The sequence below is a fragment of the Leucobacter sp. VD1 genome, assembly GCF_037150695.1.
Lineage (GTDB): Bacteria > Actinomycetota > Actinomycetes > Actinomycetales > Microbacteriaceae > Leucobacter.
Genome location: NZ_JBBCPO010000003.1, coordinates 454,316 through 480,589, shown reverse-complemented (window position 1 = coordinate 480,589; position 26,274 = coordinate 454,316). Strand labels below are relative to the sequence as shown.

General features: G+C 67.5%; 20 protein-coding genes and 1 pseudogene. 14 read left to right on the top strand and 7 right to left on the bottom strand.

All coding sequences use genetic code 11. The annotated features are described in order from the left end of the window. The 7 genes and pseudogenes from WFL22_RS11190 to WFL22_RS11160 all read left to right on the top strand — a co-directional run bounded on the left by WFL22_RS11190 (window position 1) and on the right by WFL22_RS11160 (window position 7,480). On the top strand, window positions 1-1,116 hold the full coding sequence (locus WFL22_RS11190) for a zinc-binding dehydrogenase (protein ID WP_336651812.1): 1,116 nt from the start codon (window positions 1-3) through the stop codon (window positions 1,114-1,116). 42 nt (window positions 1,117-1,158) lie between these two features. After that, complete coding sequence (locus tag WFL22_RS11185) at window positions 1,159-2,121, top strand: aldo/keto reductase (RefSeq protein ID WP_336992838.1); 963 nt, start codon at window positions 1,159-1,161, stop codon at window positions 2,119-2,121. 2 nt (window positions 2,122-2,123) lie between these two features. Beyond that, a pseudogene (locus tag WFL22_RS11180) lies at window positions 2,124-3,170 on the top strand (alpha/beta hydrolase). Next, the gene (locus WFL22_RS11175) at window positions 3,167-4,195 is read left to right on the top strand and encodes an alpha/beta hydrolase (protein WP_336651815.1); all 1,029 of its coding nucleotides are present in this window, start codon (window positions 3,167-3,169) and stop codon (window positions 4,193-4,195) included. Before WFL22_RS11180 ends, WFL22_RS11175 begins: the two are co-directional and overlap by 4 nt. Then, on the top strand, window positions 4,192-5,571 hold the full coding sequence (locus tag WFL22_RS11170; RefSeq protein WP_336651816.1) for a multidrug effflux MFS transporter: 1,380 nt from the start codon (window positions 4,192-4,194) through the stop codon (window positions 5,569-5,571). Before WFL22_RS11175 ends, WFL22_RS11170 begins: the two co-directional genes overlap by 4 nt. 32 nt (window positions 5,572-5,603) lie before the next feature. Next, window positions 5,604-7,019 (top strand): aldehyde dehydrogenase family protein, encoded by a 1,416-nt coding sequence (locus WFL22_RS11165; RefSeq protein ID WP_336651817.1) that lies wholly within the window; start codon window positions 5,604-5,606, stop codon window positions 7,017-7,019. Window positions 7,020-7,123: 104 nt separating this feature from the next. After that, window positions 7,124-7,480 carry a nuclear transport factor 2 family protein gene (locus WFL22_RS11160; protein ID WP_336992837.1) on the top strand — a complete coding sequence of 119 codons (357 nt, stop codon included), beginning with the start codon at window positions 7,124-7,126 and terminating at the stop codon, window positions 7,478-7,480. A gap of 195 nt (window positions 7,481-7,675) precedes the next feature. Here WFL22_RS11160 and WFL22_RS11155 read toward each other — a convergent pair whose 3' ends face one another. The 5 genes from WFL22_RS11155 to WFL22_RS11135 all read right to left on the bottom strand — a co-directional run bounded on the left by WFL22_RS11155 (window position 7,676) and on the right by WFL22_RS11135 (window position 15,697). Beyond that, on the bottom strand, window positions 7,676-10,042 hold the full coding sequence (locus WFL22_RS11155) for a DEAD/DEAH box helicase (protein ID WP_442918977.1): 2,367 nt from the start codon (window positions 10,040-10,042) through the stop codon (window positions 7,676-7,678). Window positions 10,043-10,298: 256 nt separating this feature from the next. Beyond that, a complete protein-coding gene (locus tag WFL22_RS11150; RefSeq protein ID WP_336992834.1) occupies window positions 10,299-11,177 on the bottom strand; it encodes an ABC transporter ATP-binding protein in 879 nt (292 codons plus the stop codon). Next, window positions 11,174-13,033, bottom strand: a complete 1,860-nt coding sequence (locus WFL22_RS11145; protein ID WP_336992833.1) for a dipeptide/oligopeptide/nickel ABC transporter permease/ATP-binding protein — start codon at window positions 13,031-13,033, stop codon at window positions 11,174-11,176. The genes WFL22_RS11150 and WFL22_RS11145 overlap by 4 nt, the downstream gene beginning before the upstream one ends. Next, the gene (locus WFL22_RS11140) at window positions 13,030-13,971 is read right to left on the bottom strand and encodes an ABC transporter permease (protein ID WP_336651822.1); all 942 of its coding nucleotides are present in this window, start codon (window positions 13,969-13,971) and stop codon (window positions 13,030-13,032) included. Before WFL22_RS11140 ends, WFL22_RS11145 begins: the two co-directional genes overlap by 4 nt. 181 nt (window positions 13,972-14,152) lie before the next feature. Further along, entirely contained in the window at window positions 14,153-15,697 is a 1,545-nt protein-coding gene (locus WFL22_RS11135) for an ABC transporter substrate-binding protein (RefSeq protein WP_336992831.1), read from the bottom strand. 302 nt (window positions 15,698-15,999) lie between these two features. On the opposite strand from WFL22_RS11135, the gene WFL22_RS11130 reads away from it, so the two are divergent. The 6 genes from WFL22_RS11130 to hpaD all read left to right on the top strand — a co-directional run bounded on the left by WFL22_RS11130 (window position 16,000) and on the right by hpaD (window position 22,719). Then, window positions 16,000-16,785 (top strand): fumarylacetoacetate hydrolase family protein, encoded by a 786-nt coding sequence (locus tag WFL22_RS11130; RefSeq protein WP_336992830.1) that lies wholly within the window; start codon window positions 16,000-16,002, stop codon window positions 16,783-16,785. Next, window positions 16,770-17,588, top strand: a complete 819-nt coding sequence (locus WFL22_RS11125) for an HpcH/HpaI aldolase family protein (RefSeq protein WP_336651825.1) — start codon at window positions 16,770-16,772, stop codon at window positions 17,586-17,588. The genes WFL22_RS11130 and WFL22_RS11125 overlap by 16 nt, the downstream gene beginning before the upstream one ends. Window positions 17,589-17,765: 177 nt before the next feature. Then, window positions 17,766-19,265 carry a fumarylacetoacetate hydrolase family protein gene (locus WFL22_RS11120; protein ID WP_336993003.1) on the top strand — a complete coding sequence of 500 codons (1,500 nt, stop codon included), beginning with the start codon at window positions 17,766-17,768 and terminating at the stop codon, window positions 19,263-19,265. Between the two features lie 2 nt (window positions 19,266-19,267). Then, a complete protein-coding gene (locus tag WFL22_RS11115) occupies window positions 19,268-19,954 on the top strand; it encodes a GntR family transcriptional regulator (RefSeq protein ID WP_336992828.1) in 687 nt (228 codons plus the stop codon). Between the two features lie 45 nt (window positions 19,955-19,999). Then, window positions 20,000-21,496 (top strand): 5-carboxymethyl-2-hydroxymuconate semialdehyde dehydrogenase, encoded by a 1,497-nt coding sequence (hpaE, locus tag WFL22_RS11110; protein WP_336992826.1) that lies wholly within the window; start codon window positions 20,000-20,002, stop codon window positions 21,494-21,496. A gap of 80 nt (window positions 21,497-21,576) precedes the next feature. Then, a complete protein-coding gene (gene hpaD, locus WFL22_RS11105) occupies window positions 21,577-22,719 on the top strand; it encodes a 3,4-dihydroxyphenylacetate 2,3-dioxygenase (RefSeq protein ID WP_336651828.1) in 1,143 nt (380 codons plus the stop codon). A gap of 119 nt (window positions 22,720-22,838) precedes the next feature. Here the strand turns inward: hpaD and WFL22_RS11100 are convergent, their stop codons facing one another. Both WFL22_RS11100 and WFL22_RS11095 read right to left on the bottom strand, forming a co-directional pair. Then, window positions 22,839-23,444, bottom strand: a complete 606-nt coding sequence (locus WFL22_RS11100) for a hypothetical protein (RefSeq protein ID WP_336992825.1) — start codon at window positions 23,442-23,444, stop codon at window positions 22,839-22,841. Window positions 23,445-23,473: 29 nt separating this feature from the next. Continuing rightward, window positions 23,474-24,949: an APC family permease gene (locus WFL22_RS11095; RefSeq protein ID WP_336992823.1), complete on the bottom strand. Its 1,476-nt coding sequence runs from the start codon at window positions 24,947-24,949 to the stop codon at window positions 23,474-23,476. Window positions 24,950-25,055: 106 nt separating this feature from the next. Here WFL22_RS11095 and WFL22_RS11090 point away from each other — a divergent pair, with 106 nt between their 5' ends. Continuing rightward, window positions 25,056-26,216: a DmpA family aminopeptidase gene (locus WFL22_RS11090; RefSeq protein ID WP_336992822.1), complete on the top strand. Its 1,161-nt coding sequence runs from the start codon at window positions 25,056-25,058 to the stop codon at window positions 26,214-26,216. The last annotated feature ends 58 nt before the right edge of the window (window positions 26,217-26,274 follow it).

The window sequence follows — 26,274 nt, the reverse complement described above, 5'->3', positions numbered from 1 at the left end:
ATGACGATTCCCACATCCACGCGCGCAGCCGTGCTCACCGAGCACGGAGCCCCGCTCGAGATGCAGGAGCTGCCCCTCCCCGACCGCGTCGAGCCCGGCGCCGCCCTCGTACGCATCACCTGCACCACCCTCTGCGGCACCGACATTGAGATCTGGGCCGGCAAAATGACCTTCCCAGGCATGCTGCCCATGGTGCTCGGGCACGAAATGGTAGGCGAGGTTATCGCAGTCGGCGAAGGCACCGTCGACGCCCTCGGAGAACCCCTCGCAGTGGGCGACCGCATCGGCTGGTCCGAATCGGTGTGCGGTCAGTGCTTCGGCTGCACCGTGCTGCGCCAGCCCGTCGCATGCTCCCGACGCGGCTACGGCTTCCTGCAGCGCAGCGACGTGCCGCCCTACGCCACGGCAGGCCTCTCGGAATACGCCTACGTCACCCCCGGCGCACAGAAGCTGCGCCTCCCCGCCGAGGTCAAAGACACCTGGGCCTCCGCCGCGGGCTGCGCCGCGAAGACGGTGCTGCGTGCCTTCGACCGCGCGGGCGGAGTGCGCCCTGGATCCCGCGTCGTCGTGCAGGGATCCGGCGCGCTCGGGCTGTTCGCCACCGCCGTCGCCAGCATCTCCGGCGCCGGCACCGTCATCACAGTGGGAGCGCCGGCCCCCCGCCTGGCACTCGCCGAGCGCTTCGGTGCCACCCACACCATCGACATCGCGGGCGGCTCCGAGGCGACAATCGCGCGCGTCATGGAGATCACGGGAGGCCAGGGCGCCGACCTCGTGCTCGACTTCGCGGGCGCGCCGAGCATCGGCCCCGAGGCCATCGGCATGGCCGCCCAGCGCGGCACCGTGGCCATCGTCGGCTCCACCGGTCCCACCGGCGACCCCTTCCCGCTCTCAGCCATCATGGGCAAGGAACTCACCGTCGTCGGCTCTCTCAACGGCGATGTCTCCGACTACTTCCGCTCCATCGAGTTCTTCCGCACCTTCGCCGACCGCTTCCCCTGGGACGAGCTGTTCTCGCAGCCCTGCGGCCTCGCAGAGGCCTCCGACCGCATTGCAAACATGCACCAGCTCGGCGAGGTCAAAGCCGTGATCGATCCGCGGATCGACGCCGCCTGATCCGCCGCAGCGCCGCACGCAGACCCCACGAAAGGATTCCCCATGACCACCCCCGTTCCCCGCCGCCGCATCGGCCGCAGCGAGCTCGAAACCTCCGTCTTCGCCCTCGGCTCATGGCACATCTACGACCGCATGCACTTTGAAGACGCCGTCGCCATGGTGCGCACCGCCATCGACCGCGGCATCAACCTCTTCGATGTGGGCGTCTACGGCGCCCCCGGCATGCCGCCCGCCTTCACCGATGTGCTGTTCTCGGCGATCATCCGCGCCGTGGGCGTGCCCCGCGACTCATACCTGCTCTCCGAAAAGCTCTGGCTCGAAGGCTGGGACGCCGACCACGGCTTCCGCCCCCAGCTCGAAAACGCGCTCTTCCGCGTCGGCGACGACCACGCCGACCTCGTCATTCTCGGCGACCTGCGCCGCGACGACCTCGAACTGCGCGACATTGCACTCAGCCTCGACGAGCTACAGCGCGCAGGCCTCATCCGGGCCTGGGGCGTGAACAACTGGTCGGCGTCGAACGTGCAGGCCCTGCTCGACATCGCCGCGACCGAAGGCATCGCCGCCCCCGAAATCGCGCAGCTCAAGTACAGCGTCTCCCGCCGCTCCATCCCCGACGGGGAACCCTTTGCGAAGCTCTGGCAGCAGGGGCTCTCCATGCAGGCCTCCGACGTGATGGAGGGCGGCTACCTCGCCGGCAAGATCTCGACCGAGCGTGAAGTCGGCCGCGACCCCGGCGGCATCCGTCAGCGCATCATCGACGACGTGCCCGCCTTCGTCGCCCTCGCCGAAGAACTCGGCGGCACCCCCGCACAGCTCGCCATCGCATTCACCCTCACTCACCCGGCAACCGCGACCACCCTCTTCGGCACGTCGAGCGCAGCACAGCTCGAAGCCAACCTCGGCAGCCTCGAACTGCTCGACCGCATCGGAGCCGACACCATCAGAGCACGCGTCGAACCGTTCTGGGCAGACCGCGGCCTCGTCAGCCCCGAAGGGCCGTGATCATGAGCACCGAAGCCACCGCAGACACCGGATCCGCCCGCCCCGTCGCCCACGGCCGCCCCAGCGTGCCACCCGTGCCATTCGACCCCGAGATCACCCCCGTGCTCGACGCGCTCGCGGCCGCACCGCAGCCCGGCCTCAGCCGCGACACCCTCGCCGCCATGCGCGAACCCGGGCTCGGCCCCGGCTTCCCCAGCGGCGCAGAGCTCGTCGCGGGCCGCGCAATCACCGCAGAAGAGCGGCTCATCCCCGGCCCCCACGGCGCCCCCGAATTCGAAATCACCGTGTTCGCGCCGGCCGACCGCGGCCCCGATCCGCTGCCCGTGCTCGTCAACTTCCATGGCGGCGGCATGATCGTCGGCCATCGCAGCTGGGAGCACGGGCGCGTCATCGACCTCGTCGAGCGCCACGGCGTGGTCGGCATCAACGTCGAATACCGCCTCGCCCCCGAGAACCCGTACCCGGCGGGAGCCGAAGACAACTACGCCGCCACCCGCTGGGTCGCGGAGCACTCCGACGAGCTGGGTGTCGATCCAGGTCGTCTCATCGTGATGGGCGGCAGTGCGGGCGGTGCCTTCGCCGCGGCGGTGTCGCTCATGGCCCGCGACCGCGGCGGCCCCGCGATCGCCGGGCAGCTCCTGCTGTGCCCCATGCTCGACAACACCAACACCACAGTGTCGAGCCTGCAATACGACGGCATCGGCACCTGGACCCGCGACGCGAACCTGCTCGCCTGGGAATGCGTACTCGGCGAGGAACTCGCTTAATCAGACCGGGCACCCGCCTACGCCGCACCATCACGCGCCTCCGACCTCTCCGGCCTGCCACCCGCCTTCATCGAGGTGGGCGCTGCCGAGATGTTCCGCGACGAAGACATCGACTACGCCACCCGCATCTGGGCCACCGGCGGCCAAGCCGAGCTGCACGTCTGGTCCGGCGGCTGCCACGGCTTCGACATGTACATGCCCGACGCCGAGATCACCCGGGCCGCGCTCGCATCGCGCGACTCGTGGATCGCCCGCATGATCGGGGCGGGGGTCGAGCGATGACCGCCCAGCAGCCGTACCGCGCCGTCGAGCCGGAAACCCGCCCCGCGACGGTCCCCTACGACCCCGAGCTCGAAGCTGGCCTCGCCTTCTTCCTCGACCTCGTCGAGCGGATCCCGCTACGCGCCCATACGATCCTCGAGAACCGCGCCCACTTCGCCTCGATCACGCCGTCGATGGAGGTGCAGGCCGATGGCCGCGCCATCGAGTGGGAGCACCGCACGATCCCCGGCCCCGCGGGCGCCCCCGACGTCGAGGTGACGATTGTGCGCCCCCGCGAGGCGGCGACGCCCGCCGGTTCCGCTCCTGCCCGGCCAGCCGTGCTCGGCATCCACGGCGGCGGCTACGTGCTCGGCACCCGCTTCTTCGGCACCGCCGAGCTGATCGACCTCGCCGAGCGCTTCGGCACGGTTGGCGTCGCGGTCGAGTACCGGCTCGCCCCCGAGCACCCCGCCCCCGCTGCGGCAGAAGACTGCTACGCGGCGCTCGTATGGATGGCGCAGCACGCCGACGAGCTCGGCATCGACCCGGCACGCATCGTCGTCTCGGGAGCCTCGGCAGGCGGCGGTCTCACGGCAGCAGTCGCGCTCATCGCACGGGATCGCGGCGGCCCCGCACTCGCCGGGCAGCTCGTCGGCTGCCCCATGATTGATGACCGCAACGCGACGGTCTCGGCGTGGCAGTACGACGGCATCGGCGCCTGGGATCGCAACAACAACGACACCGGCTGGGATGCCGCACTCGGCGCTGACCGCGGCGGCGAGCGCGTGCACCCCTATCAGGCACCTTCCCGAGCCACAGACCTGTCCGGGCTACCGCCCGCGTTCATCGAGGTCGGATCGGCAGAAGTGTTCCGCGACGAATCCGTCGACTATGCGAGCCGCATCTGGGCGGCCGGCGGTGAAGCCGAACTGCACGTCTGGTCGGGCGGCTATCACGGCTTCACCGGGTTCTCGCCGGACGCCACGGTGTCGCGGGCGGCGAACGACGCCCGCGACAGCTGGTGGCGCCGGATCCTCGCCCGATGAGCGCGCGCACGCGCCGCCGGGCGGGGGCCTCCCCCGCCCGGCCGATGGGGCTGCTGCGCATCACGCTGGTGCTCGGTCTGCTCGAAGCGTTCGGCCCGCTCTCGATGGACCTGTACCTGCCGCAACTGCCGCAGCTGGCCCGCACCCTCGGCACCTCTGACGCGCTCGCACAGGCGACCATGTCGGTGTGCATGATCGGGCTCGGCATCGGGCAGCTCGTGGCCGGCCCGCTGTCTGACCGCTACGGGCGCAAGCGGCCCCTGATCGTGGGGGTGGTGCTGTTCGCGGTGCTCTCGGTAGTGTGCGCGGTGGCCCCGACGATCGAGGTGCTGCTCGCAGCGCGACTGCTGCAGGGCCTTGCCGGATCGGCTGGCGTAGTGATCAGTATGGCCGTCGCGCGCGACCTCTTCCACGGCATCGAGCTGTCGCGAATGCTGTCGCTGCTCGCACTCGTAACCTCCGTCACGCCGATCATCGCACCGGTGATCGGCGGTCAGCTGGCACGGGTGATGGACTGGCGGGGCATCTTCTTCGTGCTGGCCGGGATCGGCCTCGCGCTCGTGTTCGTGGCAGTGTTCGGGCTGCGCGAGTCGCTTCCCGAGAACAGCCGGCACTCGGGCAACGTGCTCGGCACCACGGCGAGCCACGCCTCGGTGGTGCTGCGCGATCCGCTGTTCGTGGCGCTCATGCTGGCGGCGTGTGTGGGCGGCGCGGCGTTCTTCTCGTACCTGTCGATGTCGAGCTTTGTGCTGCAGGGCCAGTTCGGGCTCACACCGCAGCTCTTCAGCCTCGTCTTCGCGATGAACGCGCTCGCACAATTGGGCGGCGCGCAACTCAGCAGGGTGTTCGTTCGCCGACTCGGCACGGCCCGGATGTACCTGACGGGACAGCTCGCGGGCGCTGTGGCCGCGTTCGCGCTGCTCGGTGTCACGCTGCTCGGGGCACCCGCTCCCGTGTTCATCGCGCTGCTCGCCCTGTATCTGGGGGCGGCAGGCCTCGGCGGGCCGAACGGCACCTCGCTCGCGCTGAGCGGGCACGGCGCCCGGGCCGGCACCGCGTCTGCGCTGCTGGGGATGGCGATGTTCACGGCGGGTGCGGTGGCAGCGCCGCTGGTGTCGGCGCTCGCCGGCAGTTCGGCTGCGACGATGGCGACGAGCATTGCCGCGGCGTCGGCCGCGGCTGCGCTGGTCGGTTGGCTCGCAGTTCGACGGCTGGCACCCGCTGAAGCGCGGCGCCCGCTCACCAGGCAGGCGCGGGCGGAGGCCGAAGCGGTATCTCTTCCGGGCACCGCGACGGGGCCCGTGCCGACTGTTCCCTCAGAGACAACGGGGGCACCGCACGAGTCAAGCCCGCCCCTGCGCAGAGAGCTACCCTGATGATGTCTAGCGGTATTTGACCTGGAGGATCCATGGAAACCTACGAAAGCCTGCTCGCCGCAATCGTCGCCACCGACGGTGACACGCGCGACTCGGTCAACCCGGCCACCGACGAGGTGATCGGCAAGGTGCAGAAGCAGTCGATCGAGGATCTCGAGGCCGCGATCGATAAAGCCGAAGCTGCGCAGCCCGCGTGGGCGGCGCTCAGCGACGACGAGCGCCGTGCATACCTGCACCAGGCCGCCGACAAGATCGAGGCTTCGGCTGAGGCGCTTGCCGAGCTGCTGTCTCGCGAGCAGGGCAAGCCGCTCAACGGCCCCAATGCCCGCTTCGAGGTGGGCGGCTGCGTGGCGTGGACCCGCACCGCTGCCGAGACTCCCCTTCCTGTTGAGGTGCTCATCGATGACGAGTCCGGCTACGCCGAGATGCACTACCGCCCCATCGGCGTCGTGGGTGCGATCTCGCCCTGGAATTGGCCCATGATGATCTCCATCTGGCAGATCGCCCCGTCGCTGCGCATGGGCAACACCGTGGTGATCAAGCCCGCCGACACCACCGCACTGTCGGTGCGCGCGCTCGTCGCTGTGATGAACCAGGTGCTGCCCGAGGGTGTGCTCAACATCGTCACCGGCCCCGGTCGCACTGTGGGCGATGCGCTCACCCGCAGCCCGAAGATCGGCAAGATCATGTTCACCGGTTCGACGCCGGTGGGCCAGCAGATCATCGAAGCCTCAGCGAACAACGTGACCCGCCTCACGCTCGAGCTCGGCGGCAACGACGCCGGTATCGTGCTTCCCGATGTGGATCCTGCGGCCATCGCCGAGGATCTGTTCTGGGGCGCGTTCATCAACACCGGCCAGACCTGCGCCGCGCTGAAGCGCCTCTACGTGCACGACTCGGTCTACGACGCCGTAGTCGATGAGCTCGCAAAGTTCGCGGCGAACGTGCCGATGGGCGTTGGCCTCGACGAGAACAACGTGCTCGGCCCGCTGCAGAACCGCGGCCAGTTCGACACCGTCGACCGTCTGGTCGAGGCCGCGAAAGCCTCGGGCGCTCGCGTGGTGCTCGGCGGTGAGCCGGATCGCGACGCCCCTGGCAACTTCTACCCGACCACGATTGTCGCCGACATCGATCCGCACAATGACCTCGTGGTCGAGGAGCAGTTCGGCCCGGCGCTGCCGGTGATCCGCTACACCGACCTCGACGAGGTCATCAAGCTCGCGAACGAGCTTGAGTTCGGTCTCGGCTCTTCGGTGTGGACGCAGGATCGCGCCAAGGCGCTCGAGGTGGCCGGCCGTCTCCAGGCCGGCACCACCTGGATCAACTCGCACGGTGGACTGCACCCGATGGTGCCGTTCGGCGGTGCGAAGAAGTCGGGCTACGGCCGCGAGTTCGGTGTCGAGGGCCTGAAGGCTGTCGCCGAACCCCAGGTGATCAGCGGACGCTGATCCTGAAGCAGGTGCGAAGGGGGAGCGTTCGGTGCGCGAGCGCTCCCCCTTCGTGCCAATGATGCACCTCACATCTCCAAGTTCAGAGCGAAAGAGCAGCAGTCATGAGTGAAGCAGCCGCGGTCGAGGCCGCAGTGCAGAAGTACGTCGACGGGTGCAAGGCCGCCGACGCTGAGGTCGTGCGAGACGCCTTCGACCCGAACGCGGTGATGTGGGGTTACCTCGGCCCCGACTACGTGACGATAAGCGGCGCCGATTTCGCGGCGAACGTTGTGGCGACGGCTGAGCCGTCGGGCCCGGACTATGGGTCTGAGATTCACAGCGTGTCAGTCACCGGCGACATCGCGCACGCCGTGCTCGACGAGCGGGGCTTTCTCGGGGCCGACTTCCGCAATCACTTTGGGCTCATCAAGCGCGACGGCGTGTGGCGCATCACGAGCAAGGTCTTCACCACGGTCTGAGCATCGGCTCCGACGCAGGGGCCGACCGTGCGAGGCATGAGCCGACGATCGGTTCGTGTGCCACGCAATCGTCGACCGGTGCAGCCAGCGCGACGACACCAGCCCTGAATACGCCTGCGGCCCGGGATCTCTCGTCTGAGAGATCCCGGGCCGCAAGCGTCGATGCTTCGAAGCGTTCGTCAGAGACTGACCGGATTACCAGCGCGGCTTGCGCTTGCCATCGGCGCGGTTGTTGCCGCCGTCACGGAATCCACCGTCGCGCTTGCCACTGTCGCGGAACCCGCCGTCTCGGCTGCCACCGCGATCGTAGCGGTCACCGCCGCGGTCGTAGCCACGTCCGCCGCGATCCTTGTCGTAACCGCCACGATCGGCGCCACGGTCGTAACCGCCGCGATCCGAGCGGTCGTTGCGGTTGCGGTCGTAGCCGCCGCGCTCATCGCGCGAACCACGGTCGTAGCCGCCGTTGCCACCGCGATCGTAGCCACCGTTGCCTCGGCCGTAGCCGCCGCGCTCGTCGCGGTCACGGCGCTGGTAGCCGCCCGAACGGTCGTTGCGGTCATTGCGATCGCCTCGGCCACCGCGCTCGAAACGGTCGCGGCCACCACCGTACGAACCACCCTTGTCGACTGTGATTTCGATGAGCTTGCCGCTGATGCGGGTCTGTCCGAGCCGCTCAAGCGCCTCTGCCGACAGCTGCTTCGGCAGCTCGACCAGGGTGAACTCATCGCGGATCTGGATGCGACCAAAATCGTCACGCGACAGGCCGCCTTCGTTGGCGAGTGCGCCGACGATCTGCCCGGGCTTCACCTTCTGGCGGTGGCCCACCTCGATACGGTACATGGCCAGATCGTCACGACGCTCGCGGGGGCCGCGATCCGCACGCTCACTCCGATCGCCCCGCTCGGGGCGATCACCGCGGGCGCGATCACGTGAACCGTCCTCGAGGAAGCGTGCAGCCTGCGCACGGTCGCGCTCGAACTTGCGGTCGTCGGATTCGGTGAGCAGCAGCGGCGTGTCACCCTGCGCCACCACGGCGAGCGCGGCGGCCACATCGGCCTCGGGCACGTTGTGGTGGCGCACGTAGTGGTCGATGATGTCGCGGAAGGCCTCGATGCGCTTGGTCTCTTCGAGCGCCGCCGTGATGGCGTCGTCGAAGCGCGAGAGACGGGTCGCGTTGACCTCGTCGACGCGCGGCAGCTGCATCTGGGTGAGCGGCTGCTTCGTGGCCTTCTCAATGGCGCTGAGCAGGCGACGCTCGCGCGGCGTGACGAAGCTGATGGCGTCGCCGGTGCGGCCGGCGCGGCCGGTGCGGCCGATGCGGTGCACGTAGCTCTCAGTGTCGATCGGCAGGTCGTAGTTGACGACGTGGCTGATGCGCTCCACGTCGAGACCGCGCGCCGCCACATCGGTTGCGACGAGAATGTCGAGCTTGCCCTCCTTGAGCGCCTGCACGGTGCGTTCGCGCTGCGCCTGCTGGATGTCGCCGTTGATGGCGGCGGCGGAGTAGCCGCGGGCGCGCAGCTTCTCGGCAACCTGCTCGGAATCGCCGCGGGTGCGGGTGAAGACGATCAGGCCGTCGAACTCTTCCACCTCGAGGATGCGGGTGAGCGCATCGAGCTTCTGCGTGTACGACACTACGGTGTAGCGCTGGGTGATGTTCGAGCTGGTCTGCGTTTTGCCCGCAATCTTCACCTCCTGCGGGTCGTTGAGGTGCTGCTGCGAAATGCGGCGGATCTGGGCCGGCATCGTCGCAGAGAACAGCGCAACCTGCTTCTCAGCGGGGGTATCGGCGAGGATCGTCTCGACGTCTTCTGCGAAGCCCATCTTGAGCATCTCGTCGGCCTCGTCGAGCACCAGGTACTTGATCTGCGAGAGATCGAGCGAACCGCGCTTGAGGTGATCCATCACGCGGCCGGGGGTGCCCACGACGATGTCGACGCCGCGACGCAGCGCACTCAGCTGCTGGCCGTACGCCTGGCCGCCGTAGACCGGCAGCAACCGCACCTCGGGCAGGTGCGAGGCGTACGATTCGAAGGCCTCGCAGACCTGCAGCGCGAGCTCGCGGGTGGGTGCCAGCACGATGGCCTGCGGCACGCCGAGGCCCGGCTCGATGCGGGAAAGGATCGGCAGGGCGAACGCCGCGGTCTTGCCGGTGCCGGTCTGGGCGAGACCCACAACGTCGCGGCCGCTGAGCAGCACGGGAATCGTGGCCGCCTGGATCGCCGACGGGTTCTCGTACCCCACATCGGTGATGGCGCGCAGCACGTCGGGGTTCAGCCCGAGATCAGCGAAGGTGGTGCGCGGCTTTTCGGCAGCAGCCTTCTCGGTGGACTTCTCGGCAGGAGCTTCTTCGGCAGCCTGCTCAGCTTCAGCGGGCGCGGAGGCCGGCGCCTCGGATGCTGCTGGCGCGGCTTCGTCAGCGTCGGTCTGGGGGGCGGCGGGGGACTCGGGGGTGGTCTCGGATGCGGTGTCAGCCGGGGTCTCGGCCTCCGCGGGAACTTCGGGCTGGGTTTCAGCCGGTACAGCAGCCTCGGTGGAGGCCTCGTCGGTGGCGGTCTCGATGGGCTCGCCTGCGTCGACGTATTCAGAATTGCTCATCATACAAGCCTACCGCGGATCGCGTGCCGCCACGCCGAACCTCCCCCATTGCTTTCCCCGCTCCCCACCGCTTCCTCCGCACACCCCAGATCCCCCGCCCCTGCCCGCTCAGCTCCCCTCCGTGCCTGCCCACGACTCTCACAGACCGAGGCGGGCACAAACGTCGAAGCAGAGCTGCGGGGCAGGGGCAAGGGCAGGTGGTAGACCTCGGGGCCAGTGCCTAAACAGCGGAGGTTTCGCGGAGGGCGAGCCATTCGGCGCGGCGCTGGGCCTGCAGTGCAGGATCGGCCACGGGAGAGGCTGCGAGCAGGCGCTGGCTGTAGGGGTGCTTCGGATCCCGCGTCACCACCTCGCCGTCACCGATCTCGACCAGGTTGCCGCGGTACATCACAGCGACACGGTGGCAGATGCGGCGCACCACACCCAGGTCGTGCGACACGAAGAGGTACGACACCCCCGTGTCACGCTGCAACTCGATGAGCAGGTCGAGCACCGTCGCCTGCGTGGTGAGGTCGAGGGCGCTGACAGGCTCGTCGCAGATGATGAGCCGCGGTCGACGCACGAGTGCGCGAGCGATCGCGATCCGCTGCCGCTGGCCTCCCGAGAACTCACTCGGGTAGCGGTCGATCACGTTCGCGGGCAGGTTCACCCGCTCCAGCATCTCACCGACCACCTTGCGCGCTTCGGCACGGGAGGTGCCCGCCGTCGAAAGCGGCTCGGAGAGAATGTCGCCGACCGTCATCATCGGGTTCAGCGATCCGTAGGGATCCTGAAACACCACCTGAATATCGGAGGCGAGGTCGCGCCGCGCGCGACCCTTGAGGTGCGTGATGTCGCGACCATCGAAGGTGATCGATCCGCCCGCCACGGGCACGAGGCCGAGGATCGCCTTGCCGAGCGTCGACTTGCCGGAGCCTGACTCACCGACGAGACCCACGCACTCCCCCGCACCGATCTCAAGCGAAACCTCGTGCAGCACCCGGTTGGGCTTGCGCCGCGAGCCATACTCGACGACGACGTTCTCGGCCCGCAGCAGGGGCTCGCCGTGCACCGACGGCTGCACCACCGGCGCGGCCTGCGACTTGATCGTCTCGCTCATGCGTGCTGCTCCTCGTTCGTGGCGTGGACGGCGCCGGGGTGGGCGGGTGCGGTGCTGGCGAGCCCGGCGTCGAGCTCGGCGCGACTCTCGGCACCGTCGAGCGATGCCGCGATGAGTTCGCGGGTGTAATCGCTGTGCGGGTTCGCGAAGATCGGCTCGACATCGTCGATCTCGACGATCGACCCCGAGCGCATCACGACAACACGATCACACAGGTCGGCGACGACACCGAAGTTGTGCGTGACGATGATCAGCGCCATGTTGTACTCCTGCTGCAGCTCGCGCAGGAGTTCGAGCACCTCCGCCTGCACGGTCACATCGAGCGCCGTGGTGGGCTCATCGGCGACAAGCACCGACGGGCGACCCGCGATTGCACCGGCGATGAGCACCCGCTGCGCCATACCGCCCGAAAGCTCGTGCGGGTACGACTTCATCACGCGCGCCGGGTCGACGATGCCAACGCGGTCGAGCATCGCGAGCGCCCGGTCGCGCGCCTCGGCCCGGCTCATGCCGTGCACCGCACGCAGCGGCTCGGTCAGCTGGTAGCCGATCGTGTATGAAGGATCGAGGTTCGACATCGGCTCCTGGGGAATGTAGCCGATCTCGTGTCCGAGCAACTGAGCCCGGTCGCGCTTGGACAGCGTGGTGACATCCTCGCCTCCGATCCAAATCGCGTCAGCCGTGTAGTAGCCCGACTTGGGCAGCAGGTCGAGCATCGAGAACACCGTCTGCGACTTGCCCGATCCCGACTCCCCCACAATGCCGAGCACTTCGCCGGGTGAGACATCGAGGGTGATGCCGTGCACCACCTCGACCTCACCATCAGCGGTTTCGTAATTGACGCGCAGATTCTCAAGTCGCACAGCCGAGTCGACGGCGGCGACCGAAATCGAGCCGGTAGTCGTGGTGGTGGCACCGGCGGGCTTCTTCTCGGCGTTGAGGCGCGCGATCCGCTTCCGCTCACGACGCGACAGCGTGGGGGTCTTGACACTGATGACGTCCGCGAGGGTGGAGCCCATGATGGCGAGCGCGGCGATGGTGATGCCGAGCGCGAGCGAGGGCCACAGCAGCAGCAGCGGATCGGTGCGCATGACCCGGAAGCCCTCGTTCATCGCGGCACCCCAGCCGGGGGTGGTGCCGCCGCCGATGCCGAGGAACTGCAGGCCGGCCTGCATGCCCATCGCCATGCCTGCGGTGAGGGCCGACTGGATGACGATGGGGGCGATGACGGCGCGGATCACGTGGCGAGCCATGATGCGAATGTCGGAGAGGCCCGCCACCTTCGCTGCGTCGACGTAAGCTTCGCCGCGCACCGCCATGACGGTGGAACGAGTGAGGCGGAAGTAGCCAGGGGCCATGAAGACACCGACGGTGATCATGAGCACGGTGAAGTCGTTGCGGAAGGCCGCGGCGACGATCAACAGGATGATCATGCCCGGGATGGCCTGCAGGCCATCGCTGATCCAGGTGCCGATGCGGTCGACGGCACCGCCGTAGTAGCCGGCGGCGAGGCCCGAGGGCACACCGATCACGAGGGAGGTGACGATTGCCACGAGGGCGCCCCACAGAGTGATCTGGGTGCCCCAGATAATGCGGCTGAGCACGTCGCGGCCGGTGGTGTCCCCGCCGAGCGGGTGCTCGGCGCTGGGCAGCGCGCGGGTGAGTTCGAGGTCGACGGCGTTGGGGTCGTGGGGCGCGAGCCAGGGTGCGAACACCGCGACGAGCACGATGAGCAGCAAGATCGCTGTGGTGATGGCGCCGGCGGGGCGGCGCAGGAAGCGGGCGAACGTCGAGCCGCGGCTGCCGCCGCGCGAGTCGACGGCGTCTGCGACGGTGTCGGTGATCGGGGCGGTCATTTCACACGAGCCTTCGGGTTGATCCAGCCGAGCAGGATGTCGAGCAGGAAGTTGACGATGACGACGAAGATGACGGTGATCACCGTGATGCCGAGCAGCATCGGAATGTCGCCGTTCTGGGAGGCGCCCTGGGTCATGGCACCGATGCCTGGCAGGGCGAAAATCTGCTCGACGACGATGGCGCCCGAGAGCAGGCCGACGAACATGAGGGCGAGGATCGTGAGCGAGGCTGGGGCGGCGTTGCGCAGCAGGTGGATCACGATGCGCCACTGGGGCAGACCACGGCTGCGTAGAGTGCGCACGTAGTCCTGACGGTCGGCCTGCATGATGGCGTTGCGCAGCTGTTCGGCGATCATCACGATCGCGCCGAGTGCGAGGGCGATCGCCGGGAGGGTGATCGACTGCAGCCAGCCACCCACTGACTGTGAGGGCTGGGTGTAGCCGACGGCGGGGAACCATTTGAGCTGCACCGCGAAGGTCATCACGAGCACGAGGGCGACCCAGAAGCCCGGCAGCGCGAAGAGGATCACGGATCCGGCTTTGACTGCGCGATCGATCCAGGTGTTGGGGCGGAGGCCTGCGATGACGCCGAGCACGCCGCCGAGCACTGCCGAGAGCAGGATGGAGACGGTCACCACGGAGAGGGTGACCGGCAGTTTCAGGGCGATCTGCTTGCCGATGGGCTGGAAGTTCTTCCAGGAGTCACCGAAGTCGCCGCGCAGCATGCCGCCGATCCAATCGCCGAACTGCACGAGCAGCGGGCGATCGGTGCCGATCTTCTGCGCGAGCGCTGCCTGCGCCTCCGGCGTGGCTGCGCTGCCGAGCAGGCCGAGGGTGGGATCCGGGATCGCGGCGTGCGCGAGGAAGAATGTGCCTGTTGCGACGGCGAACAGCAGGATCACCCCCGAGAGCAGCCGCTTGAGCGTAAATGAGAGCATCGGATCTCCTGGGTCGAGTTCTTACAAATCGTCGTGCTGAGCGGGCGACGCGGGTCGCAGCATCGCGGGTGGCGAGCTGCTGCGACTCGCGTCGCGCGTTCAAGACGAGGAGGTTCGGGTGGGCCCGGCCGCTGAGCCCCGTTCCTTGCAACAGCTGCGAGGAACGGGGCTCAGGGGCGGATCAACCTTCGAGGTTGATGTGGCGGAGGGTCGGGAACATCATGCCGATCACCGGGGTGACGGTGAACTCCGAGGTGGAGATGTAGGCGTTGTTGGCCTGGTACCACACCGAGAAGAAGGCCTGCTCGGTCACCATCGTATTGAGCTTCTCAATCTCGGCGGTCTGCGCTTCGCCCGGCTCGGCGGTGAAGACCTTGTCAGCCTGCGCCTTGATCTCGGGGAAGCCGTCGATGCCCGGGTTGGGGTTGTACCACTGCGGGTTGACGATCTGACGCTCGACGGTGGCGACGGGGTTGCCATCCATGGAGATCACGCCAATGAACATCGGGTAGGTGGGGGCGTTGCCCATGTAGTCCATGAACTGGTATTCGTCCCAGGTCACCTTGATATTCAGTTCGCCGAAGACCTGCTCGACGGTGGCCTGCCATGCCTGGAAGGGCTGTGCCATCGGCATCTTCACCTCGAAGCCGTCAGCGTAGCCGGCTTCTGCGAGCATCTTCTTGGCGGTTTCGATGTTCGGTGCGTAGAGGTCGTTCAGCTTGGGCAGGTTGCCTGTGGTGTCGGCGGGGAACACCTGGTTGGTGTCGACGCCGGCACCCTGGCCGATCGCGCCCAGCATCTCAGCGCCGTTGAAGGCGTAGTTGAGCGCCTGGCGCACCTTGAGGTTGCCGAGGGGCTTCCCCATTTCGGTGGATCCGGTGCGGTCGGTGAACTGCAGGCCGACCCAGGTGGCGACGCCGGAGCTGACGTTCCAGTCGTTGTCGGCGGCCATGTCGATGCCGGTCTGGTCGCCGTAGATGAGGTTGAACTGACCGCCTTCGAGGCCGTTGAGCATCGCGGTCGGATCGCTGAGCGGCGAGATCACGAGCGGATCGAAGGGGAAGTCGGCGGCGGCCCAGTGGTCTGCGACCTTGTCGAAGTGGTATTCGGAGCCGGCGACGCTCGAATCGGAGAGCGTGTAGGGGCCGGAGCCGACGGGGGCGGTGGCGAGGCTGCCGTCGTCGATGGCGGAGGGTGCCATCATGTAGCTGCGGCCGAGACCCATGAAGTAGAGGATGGTGTCGTCGCGCTGCGTGAGGTGGATCGCGATGGTGTCTGCGTCGACGGCTTCGAAGCTCTGGACCTTGGTGTAGGCCTCCTGCGAGCGCACGCCCTGCTTGAGGTATTCAAGGCTCTTGACTGCGGCGTCGGCGTTGAATTCTTCACCGTTGGAGAAGACAGCGTCGGTGCGCAGGTCCATGGTGATGGTTTTGAAGTCGTCGGAGATCTCCCACTTGGTGGCGAGCGCCGGCTCGGGCTCGCCCTTGCCATTGTCAACGACGAGCGGGTCGTAGATTGCGGACAGGTAGGGGCCGTCGAAGCCGATGTCGGCGAGGGCGGGATCCCATGAGGTGACGTCAAGGAAGTTCCCGATATTGAGGGGTGCTACGGCGCCTTCGCCGCTCGCGCCCCCGTTATCGGTAGCGGATCCGCCTGATGAGCAGGCGGTCAGCGCGAGCGCCGCGGCAGCGACTGCTGCGAGGCCCGTGAGGGTTTTCTTCATCATGTCTACTTCTCTCGTCTTCGGAGATGTGGGTGAGGGTGAGGCACCGTTGCAGCTCCACCGCGCAGCCCGGGAATAGGGTCCCATCAGATGCGATGGACGTCACTTCGGCGTGCCGTCGGATTTCATTCTACGCACGTTGACAATAAAAACAAGTCGAGCGCTGTGGCAGAAATGTCACGAAAAAGACACAGTTCGCAAGTGACGCAACACTGGCGCCACGCCGGGCGAATCGTATACGATCACAGTCAGGCGACGCGGGGCTGCAGAGCGCAGCTCCGCGCACACGCAGAATTGGAGGCCTCGTGCTCGAGCAGTCACAGATCGAATCCATCGCGGATGAACTGGTGCAGGCGGACAAGGATCGCGCGATCCTGCCGAAGCTCACCTCCCGCTACCCCGGCATGGTGGTCGAGGACTCCTATGCGATTCAGAAGGTATGGTCGGATCGTCGCATCGCGGCCGGCGCTCGCCTCGTGGGGCACAAGATCGGCCTCACCTCGAAGGTGATGCAGCTCGCCACGGGCATTACCGAACCCGACTACGGCGTTATCCACGACGATATGGTCTACGAATCCGGCTCCGTGCTGGAGTTCGACCGCTACTCCAACGTGCGCATCGAGGTCGAACTCGCCTTTGTGCTCGCAAAGCCGCTGTCTGGCCCGAACACTTCGATCTTCGATGTGCTCGACGCCACTGCCTATGTGGTGCCCGCGCTCGAAGTGCTCAACTCGCACCTGGAACTCGAGGGTCGTACCATCGTCGACACCATCAGCGACAACGCTGCGATGGGTGCCATGGTGATGGGCGGCCGCCCGGTGAAGGTGGATGAACTCGACCTCACCTGGGCGAAGGCTCTGCTGTACCGCAACGAGACCATCGAAGACTCCGGCGTCGCGGGCGCGATTCTCGGCCACCCCGCCCTCGGCGTTGCGTGGCTCGCGAACAAGCTGGCGCAGCACGGGCAGCGCCTCGAAGCCGGCGAGATCATTCTCGCGGGCTCCTTCACCAAGCCGATGTGGGTGGAGCGCGGCGACACTGTGCACGCCGACTACCACGAGCTGGGTTCGGTGACATGCCGCTTCGTGTAGAGCTTCCGGCGACGCTGCGCGAACGCCTGGCCGCCGCCGAGCGCCCGCTGATCGGCTTGTGGGCCTGCGCCGGCAGCCCCGTCACCGCTGAGATCGTCGCAGGCAGCGGCTGCGATTGGGTGCTGCTCGATGCCGAGCACTCCCCCAACGGGCTCGAGTCGGTGCTTGCGCAGCTCTACGCGATGTCGGCGTATCCTGTGGCACCGCTGGTGCGCCCTCCATTCGGTGACACCGTCACCATCAAGCAGTTTCTCGACCTGGGCGCGCAGAATCTGCTGATCCCCATGGTTGACTCTGCCGAGCAGGCCATGGAGATCGTGCGAGCGGTGCGCTACCCGGACGGTTCCGCGGGCGGCGGGGTGCGCGGTGTCGGTTCGGCGCTCGCGCGCTCGGCCCGCTGGAATCGGGTGGAGGGGTATCTGGGCCGCGCTTCGGAGACCATCAGCCTGACCGTGCAGATCGAGTCGGCTGCGGCGGTCGCAGATGTGGAACGCATCGTGGCCGTCGATGGGGTCGACGCGATCTTCATCGGCCCCTCTGATCTCGCAGCCTCGATGGGGCTGCTCGGGCAGCAGGGCCATCCCGAGGTGGTGGCGTCGGTGCTGCACGCGATTGCTGCCGGGGTTGCGGCGGGCAAGCCTGTGGGGGTGAACGCTTTTGTGCAGGCCGATGCTGAGCGCTACATCGCTGCCGGGGCTTCGTTCGTGGCCGTGGGCGCGGATGTTGCGATTCTCGCGCGCCAGACCGAGGCATTGGTGGATCGCTTTACCGGTGCGGCCACCGCTGAGCGCGCCAGTTACTAGCACGCCACCGTGGAGCCCCGAAGTGCCTGTCGCCGCGGCGAAGCAGTGCGACTTCGGGGCTCTGCGCGTTGGGAAGCGGCGGATCGATCTGCGCACTTCCCAAACCCATCCAGATCGTATACGATAAGAAATACAACGAGCTCCGTCCTGGGACGGAGCCAGATGAGCGAGGTAGCTATGACGTACGGAATCGAGACCCCCGGCAAGATCATCGCCGTCCATCTCAACTACCCGTCGCGGATCGCGCAGCGCGGCCGCACCCCCGCATTCCCCTCTTACTTCTTCAAGCCGGCATCCTCGCTGGCTCCCACCGGCAGCACCATCGAGCGCCCGGCAGGCACCGAACTGCTCGCCTTCGAGGGCGAGATCGCCCTGGTCATCGGCGCACCCGCCCGCTGGGTCACCCCCGAAGACGGCTGGAAGCACGTCGCCTACGTCACCGCCGCCAACGACTTCGGCCTCTACGATCTGCGCGCCGCCGACAAGGGCTCCAATGTGCGCAACAAGGGTGGCGACGGCTACACACCCATCGGCCCCCAGGCCATCCCCACTGAGGGCATCGGCCAGGATCAGTGGCGCGTGCGCACCTGGGTAAACGGCGAACTCGCGCAGGACGACACCAGCGACACCCTCAAGTTCCCCTTCGGCCAGCTCGTCGCCGATCTCTCGCAGCACATGACCCTCGAAACCGGCGACGTGATTCTCACCGGCACCCCCGCAGGTTCCTCCGTAGTGATCCCCGGCGACGTGGTCGAGGTCGAGGTCGATGCGCCGAAGGCGCCCGGCGCACCCTCCACCGGCCGCCTCATCACCAGGGTCACCCAGGGCGAGCACGCCTTCGGCGACTTCGGCAACACCCCCGCCGTCGACAACATGCAGCGCATCGAGGCCTGGGGCAGCGAAGCAGAGCACGCGGCAGCCGTCGCAGCAGGCCGCGCCACTCCGCTTGACGCGCCGGCAGAAGCGAGCCCGCTCACTGCCGAGATCCGCGAACTGCTCGACGGCGTAGCCGTCGCAACCGTGTCGGCCGCGCTGCGCAAGCGCGGCTACGTCGACATTTTCATCGACGGCGTGCACCCCAATCATGAGGGCGACACCATCCTCGGCACCGCCAAAACCCTGCGCTTCATCCCCTTCCGCCCCGACCTGTTCAAGCAGTACGGCGGCGGCTTCAACGCCCAGAAGCGGGCCTTCGACACCGTGAACGAGGGCGAGGTGCTGGTGGTCGAGGCCCGCGGCATCCCCTCCACCGGCACCGTCGGCGATGTGCTCGCCCTGCGCGCCCAGGTGCGTGGCGCCGCCGGCATCGTCACCGACGGCGGCGTGCGCGACTTCGCAGCCGTGCAGCAGTTCGACATTCCCGTCTTCTCGCAGGGTGCCCACCCCAGCGTGCTTGGCCGACGCCACGTGCCGTGGGAGACCGACGTCACCATCGCCTGCGGCGGCGCGGCCGTGCAGCCCGGAGACATCATCATGGGCGACCGCGACGGCGTCATCGTGATCCCGCCGTTCCTGCTCGACGAAGTGGCCCGCGAAGCCGCCGCACAGGAAGAAGCAGATGCATGGGTGGCCGAGCAGGTGGCGCTGGGCGCCCCCGTCGACGGCCTCTTCCCCATGAACGCCGAATGGAAGGCGAAGTACGAGGCCTCACGCGGCGAGCAGGAAGCGCAGGCGTAATCATGGCCGCCGAATCGAAGTCCGAGCGCGCATACCGCCTGATCCGCAGCCGGATCGACAGCGGCCAGTACGTGCCCGGCTACCGGCTCGTGCTCGCCACCATCGCCAACGAGCTCGATATGTCGGTGGTGCCGGTGCGCGAGGCGATCCGCCGCCTCGAAGCAGAGCAGCTCGTCACCTTCGAGCGCAACGTCGGCGCGCAGGTCTCCCTCGTGAAAGAGACCGAATACCTGCACACCATGCAGACCCTCGCGCTCGTCGAGGGCGCGGCGACCGGGCTCGCCGCGCCGCACATCACCGCAGACCAGATCACCCGGGCCCGCGCCGTCAACGACACCATGCGCGAATCGCTCACGGCCTTCGATCCGCTGCGATTCACCGAACTCAACCTCGAGTTCCACAGCGTGCTCTTCGAGACCTGCCCCAACCCGCACATTCTCGACCTCGTGCACCGCGGCTGGAACCGCATGAAGGTGCTGCGCAACTCGTCCTTCAGCTTCGTGCCGGGGCGGGCGCAGCAATCGGTCGAAGAACACGAACGGCTGCTGCGACTCATCGAGAGCCACGCAGATCCGCTCGACATCGAGATGATGGCCCGCGCACACCGCACCGCCACCCTCGACGCCGTGCTCACCCACGCGGAAGAGCACAAGCACACGAGCGACAGGCATCCGATTCAGGCCGCCTGACACCCCATAGACCCACACCCGCAACCCATTACCGGAGGCGAAAGCATGACCCAGGAAAAGCCCGCAGGGCTGCCAGACAAGATCCGCCACTTCATCGACGGCAAGCACGTCGACTCGGTCGGCGGCGAAGAGTTCGAGGTGCTCAACCCCGTCACCAACGAGACCTACATCATGGCCGCCTCGGGCCAGAAGGCCGACATCGACCTCGCGGTCGCCGCAGCGAAGCGCGCGTTCGAAGAGGGCCCCTGGCCGAAGCTGAAGCCCCGCGAGCGCTCGCGCATCCTGCACAAGGTTGCCGACATCGTCGAGTCGCGCGACGAGCAGCTCGCGCAGTTCGAAAGCTTCGACTCCGGCCTGCCGATCACGCAGGCCAAGGGTCAGGCGCGTCGCGCGGCCGAGAACTTCCGCTTCTTCGCCGACCTGATCGTGGCCCAGCACGATGACACCTTCAAGGTGCCCGGTGTGCAGATCAACTACGTGAACCGCAAGCCGATCGGCGTCGCGGGCCTCATCACCCCGTGGAACACCCCCTTCATGCTCGAGTCGTGGAAGCTCGGCCCGGCCCTCGCGACGGGCAACACCGTGGTGCTGAAGCCGGCCGAGTTCACCCCGCTCTCGGCCTCGCTGTGGGGAGAGATCTTCCGTGAGGCCGGCATCCCCGACGGCGTCTTCAACCTCGTCGGCGGCTTCGGCGAGTCGGCCGGCGACTCGCTCGTCAAGCACCCCGACGTGCCGCTCATCTCGTTCACGGGCGAGAGCCGCACCGGCCAGATCATCTTCGGCAACTCGGCACCCTTCCTGAAGGGCCTGTCGATGGAGCTCGGCGGCAAGAGCCCCGCCGTCGTCTTCGACGACGCCGACCTCGAGACCGCGCTCGACGCTACCGTCTTCGGCGTGTTCAGCCTGAACGGCGAGCGCTGCACCGCGGGCAGCCGCATCCTCGTGCAGCGCGGCATCTACGACGAGTTCGTGGAGCGCTACGCCGAGCGCACCAAGAACATCGTGGTGGGCCTCCCCTCAGACCCGAAGACCGAGGTGGGCGCAATCGTGCACCCCGAGCACTACGAGAAGGTCATGAGCTACGTCGAGATCGGCAAGAGCGAGGGTCGCCTTATCGCCGGCGGGGGCCGCCCCGAAGGCTTCCCCGAGGGCAACTTCGTCGCCCCGACTGCCTTCGCCGATGTGTCGCCCGACGCTCGCATCTTCCAGGAGGAGATCTTCGGCCCCGTCGTCGCGATCACCCCCTTCGACACCGAAGAAGAAGCGCTCGCGCTCGCCAATAACACCAAGTACGGCCTCGCGGCCTACATTTGGACCTCCGATCTGAAGCGCGCGCACAACTTCGCGCACGCTGTCGAGGCCGGCATGGTGTGGCTCAACTCGAACAACCTGCGCGACCTGCGCACCCCCTTCGGCGGTGTGAAGGCCTCGGGCCTCGGCCACGAGGGCGGTTACCGTTCGATCGATTTCTACACCGACCAGCAGGCTGTGCACATCACGCTCGGCACGGCCCACTTCCCCCGCTTCGGCGCCGGCAAGTAACCTTCGTGATCCGGGCCGCCGCGCCGCGCGGCCCGGATCCGCCCCCTCCCCCCCTCCCTCACACAGCAAGGACGCTCCCCATGGCAAAACTCAACGAAAGCGACAAGACCTCCTCGGGTTTCTGGGTCACCACCGAGGCCCCGATCGAGTCGAACAACCCTGTGGCCACCCCGCAGGCAGAGGCACCTGATATCCTCCGCTGCGCCTACATGGAGCTCGTCGTCACCGACCTCGCCGCGTCACGCGAGTTCTACGTCGACGTGCTCGGTCTCTACGTGACCGAGGAAGACGACGAGGCCGTCTACCTGCGCTCGACTGAAGAGTTCATTCACCACAACCTGGTGCTGCGCAAGGGCCCGGTCGCCGCGGTTGCCGCGTTCTCGTACCGGGTGCGCACCCCCGAAGATCTCGATAAGGCCGTCGCCTTCTACACCGAGCTCGGCTGCGATGTGCGTCGCAACGAGCAGGGCTTCGTGAAGGGCATCGGCGATTCGGTGCGCGTGGTCGATCCGCTCGGTTTCCCCTACGAGTTCTTCTACCAGACCGAGCACGTCGAGCGTCTCGCCTGGCGCTACGACCTGCAGAAGCCGGGCGAGCTGGTGCGTCTCGACCACTTCAATCAGGTCACCCCGGATGTGCCTCGCGCGGTGCGCCACTATCAGGATCTCGGCTTCCGGGTCACCGAAGACATCCAGGACAACGAGGGCACCGTCTACGCGGCCTGGCTGCGCCGCAAGCCGACCGTGCACGACACCGCAGCAACGGGCGGCGACGGCCCCCGCATGCACCACGTCGCCTTCGCCACCCACGAGAAGCACAACATTCTCGCGATCTGCGACAAGCTCGGCGCGCTGCGTCTCAGCGACCACATCGAGCGTGGCCCGGGCCGTCACGGGGTGTCCAACGCGTTCTACCTCTACCTGCGCGATCCCGACGGCCACCGCGTCGAGATCTACACCCAGGATTACTACACTGGCGACCCGGACAACCCCGTCGTCACCTGGGATGTGCACGACAACCAGCGCCGTGACTGGTGGGGCAACCCCGTCGTGCCGTCGTGGTACACCGACGCCTCGCTCGTGCTCGACCTCGACGGCAACCCGCAGCCTGTCGTGGCCCGCACCGACAACAGCGAGATGGCCGTGACCATCGGTGCCGACGGCTTCTCGTACACCCGCGAGGGTGACGATGTGAAGGGCTTCAAGCTCGGCGAAACGCTCTAGGGAGCGGTTCTCGATGGGCCCGGGCGCAGTGCGCGCCCGGGCCCATTTGCATGTGGGGGCGGATCCGGATCCCGATCCGTCCGCGAGCCGGGCCGATGCCTGGCCAAGCAGCGCGAGCGCTACTGCTCCTGCGGCGCGATGCCGAGCGCGAGCTCGGCGTAGCTGCGCACCGCGGCGCGGCACTCTTCCCGCGGGGTGCGGTCGCCCACGAGTGGGTAGAGGTCGTAGGCGTCTTCGAGCGCGACGAGGTTGCGGGCGATCATGCCTGGCGGTGAGGCGAGGGTGAACTCCCCTGTGCCCGCACCGATCTCGATGATTGTGCGGTAGAGCATGATCTGACGCTCGGTGAGGGCGCGGTGCGCCGGCAGGTACTCGGGATGCTCGGCGAGGATCGGCACGCTCTCGTACACGTAGCGCAGTTCGTCGCTAATCTCGTCGGGCACGCCGGCCTCGATGAGCGCGTAGATGCGGGCTGTGGCGGTTTCGGGTCTGTCGATGATGCGCTGGCGACGCTCGCTGAACTGCTCCATTGCGCCTGCGAGCGCGGTGATCTGCAACTCGTTGAGGCTCGCGAAGTAGTGCAGCACATTGGCGGGGCTCATCTCGGCTTCGGCCGCGACGGAGCGCACATTGACCGCTTTGCGGGGACGCGACCGCGCAACCCGCCAGAAGGCGCGAATGATGTCTTCGCGGCGTTCGTGGCGGCGTCGCGCGGTCGCGTTCATGGTGTCAGCCTACCGGCCCGGGTGCGACCTCACTCGGAAACGGGCTGCGGCACGACCCGCACCGATTCGGTGAGGCTGGCATAGTAAGCGGGCTTGCGGCGCTTGAGCACGAGGCCCACGATGATGCCTCCGATGAACAGGATCGGCGTCGGCAGTAGCAGCACCTGGTTCATGGGGCCTGTCAGCCCGGTGACCACCTCGAAGTTGGTGATGATGAGGATGTAGCCGATGATGAGGCCCACGGCACCGATGGCCGGAGCCACGATCACTCGCCACACGCTGTGCCCGCGGCGATCCTTCACGAAGTACCAAACCACTGCGACGGCTGTGACGGCCTGCGCAAAGACGAGCCCCTGCACCCCTGTGGCGTAGGTCCAGATGGCGAGCCCGAGGAAGGGATCGGCGCGCAGCAGCAGGGCGACGAGCACGGCGAGCAGCGAGATGGCCGAGAGCGCGAGGCTTGCAAGGGCGGGCGACTGGCTGCGGGCGCTGGTGCGCCCCAGTGCCCGCGGCAGTAGCCCTTCACGTCCGAGCGAGAAGAGGTAGCGGGTGCAGGCGTTGTGGAAGGAGAGCACGCAGGCGAAGAAGCTGGTGACGATGAGGATCTTCATGACGAACGCCGCCCATGCGCCGGCGTAGTTGCCGGTGCCCTCGATGACGAGCGTCTCGAAGGCGTCGCTGCGGGCGAGCTCGATGAGGCCGTCGGCACCGAACGCGAGGGTGAGGATCCAGAAGGTGAAGGCGTAGAAGAGACCGAGGAAAGCGATTGCGATGATCGTGGCGCGGGGCACGGTGCGCTCGGGGCGCTTCGCCTCCTCCGCGTAGATGGCGGTGCTCTCGAAGCCGAGGTAGGCACCGAAACCGATCACGAGGAGCGCGCCGGCGCCGGGGGCGAAGAACACATGCTGCGGGTCGAAGGAGGCGAAGCTTGCGGGCTCGGGGCCGCCGTCGGTGAGCACCGCAACGGCGAGCACGAGCAGGATCGCGACCTCGAGGGTGAGCAGAACGGCGAGCACCTTCGCGCCCACGTCGACCTTGTTGTAGCCGAGCAGGCCCACGATGAGCACGGCCGCGATCGAGTAGACACCCCAGGGCAGTTCGAGCCCGAAGAGTTCGGCGAAGGTGAACTCGGCAAAGAATCCAATGAAGCCATAGAAGCAGATGACGAGCGCCACGTAGGCGAACACCGTCACCGAGGAGACCGCGAGGCCTGCGGGTTTGCCGAGCCCACGGGAAACGTAAGCGTAAAACGCCCCGGCGTTGCGCACGCTCTGCGACATGGCAGTGAAGCCGAGCGCGAAGCAGATGAGCACGGCCCCTGCGAAGAGGATGGCACCGGGGGCGCCGATGCCGCCCATGCGGAAGGAGGTGATGGCGCCGCTGACGATCACAGTGAGAGGTGCCGCTGCTGAGATCACGAAGAAGACAATGTCCCAGGTGCCGAGTCTGCCTGCGGCGAGCGCTCCGTCCTGCGTCGCCGTTACTGTGGTGGACGGTGCTGACATGTCGACTCCTTTGTCATCGAATCTCGGAGGCATTTCGAACGTCGATCAAACAATCGCATCCATCGCCTCTGAACGGTAGTGTAATCACAAACGGAAGGATTAAACAATGTTCAATACTTCGGATCACTCACCCGAACCGCAGCAGCAATCGCCTCGCGCAGCGCCGCGCGCCCGCGATCTCGGCGTGCCCCTCGACGGAGAGCCGGGCCCGCTGAACGCCATCACCGATGTGCCCGGCCTCGAAGTCGGATACGTGACGATCGCAGACGACTCCCCCGTTATCGCTCGCACCGGCGTCACCGCAATCCTGCCCCGCGGACGAGACCGCGCAGGCCTCCCCTGCGCTGCGGGCGTCGCGGTGCTGAACGGCAACGGCGAACTCACGGGTCGCAGCTGGATCGAGGAGTCGGGCCAACTGCAGGCCCCCATCGCCATCACCAACTCGCACGCCGTGGGCGCGGTGCACCGCGGCATCGACCGCTGGATGGCAACGCATCACCCCGAGAGCGCGGCCGCGTGGATGCTGCCGGTCGTGGGCGAGACCTGGGATGGCTACCTCAACTCGATCAACGCCGACACCGTGCACCCCGAGCATGCCGAGCAGGCCCTCGATGCGGCCAGCGGTGGCCCGCTTGCCGAGGGGAACGTCGGCGGCGGCACCGGCATGAACTGCTACGGCTTCAAGGGCGGCACTGGCACCGCCTCGCGCACTGTGCGCATCGGCGACGAGTCGTACACGGTGGGCGTACTGCTGCAGGCTAACTTCGGCTCACGCGAAGAGCTCAAGGTCGTCGGTCGGCCGCTCGGCCGCGCCTCGCAGGCCCCGAATCCGATGGAGACGAGCAACTGGTTCGAACAGGAACTCGCAGGTGCTCGCGCCGTGCCAGGCGCCGGCAGCGTCATCGTGGTCGTCGCCACCGACGCCCCACTGCTCCCCGACCAGTGCGAAGCACTCGCACGCCGCGTACCGCTTGGGCTCGCCCGCACCGGCACCACGGGCAGCCACTTCTCAGGCGACATCTTCCTGGCCTTTTCGACGGCAAACGAGGGCTCCTTCGGATCGCGCATGGCGGCCGGGCCTGTCGTGGAGCAGATCTCGCACCTGGCCTGGGGGCGCATCGATCCGCTCTTCGCAGGCGTCGTCGAAGCCACCGAGGAAGCGGTGCTCAATGCCCTTGTCGCGGCCCGTGACACCGTCGGCCGCAATAGCCACGCAAGCTTCGCCCTGCCCCACGCGGAGGTACGGGCCGCGTTCGCCACCGCGTGAGCGCCCCTTGAATGGGCCCGGCGCGGGCCCATTCACGGCACCGCATCAGCCGCACTCT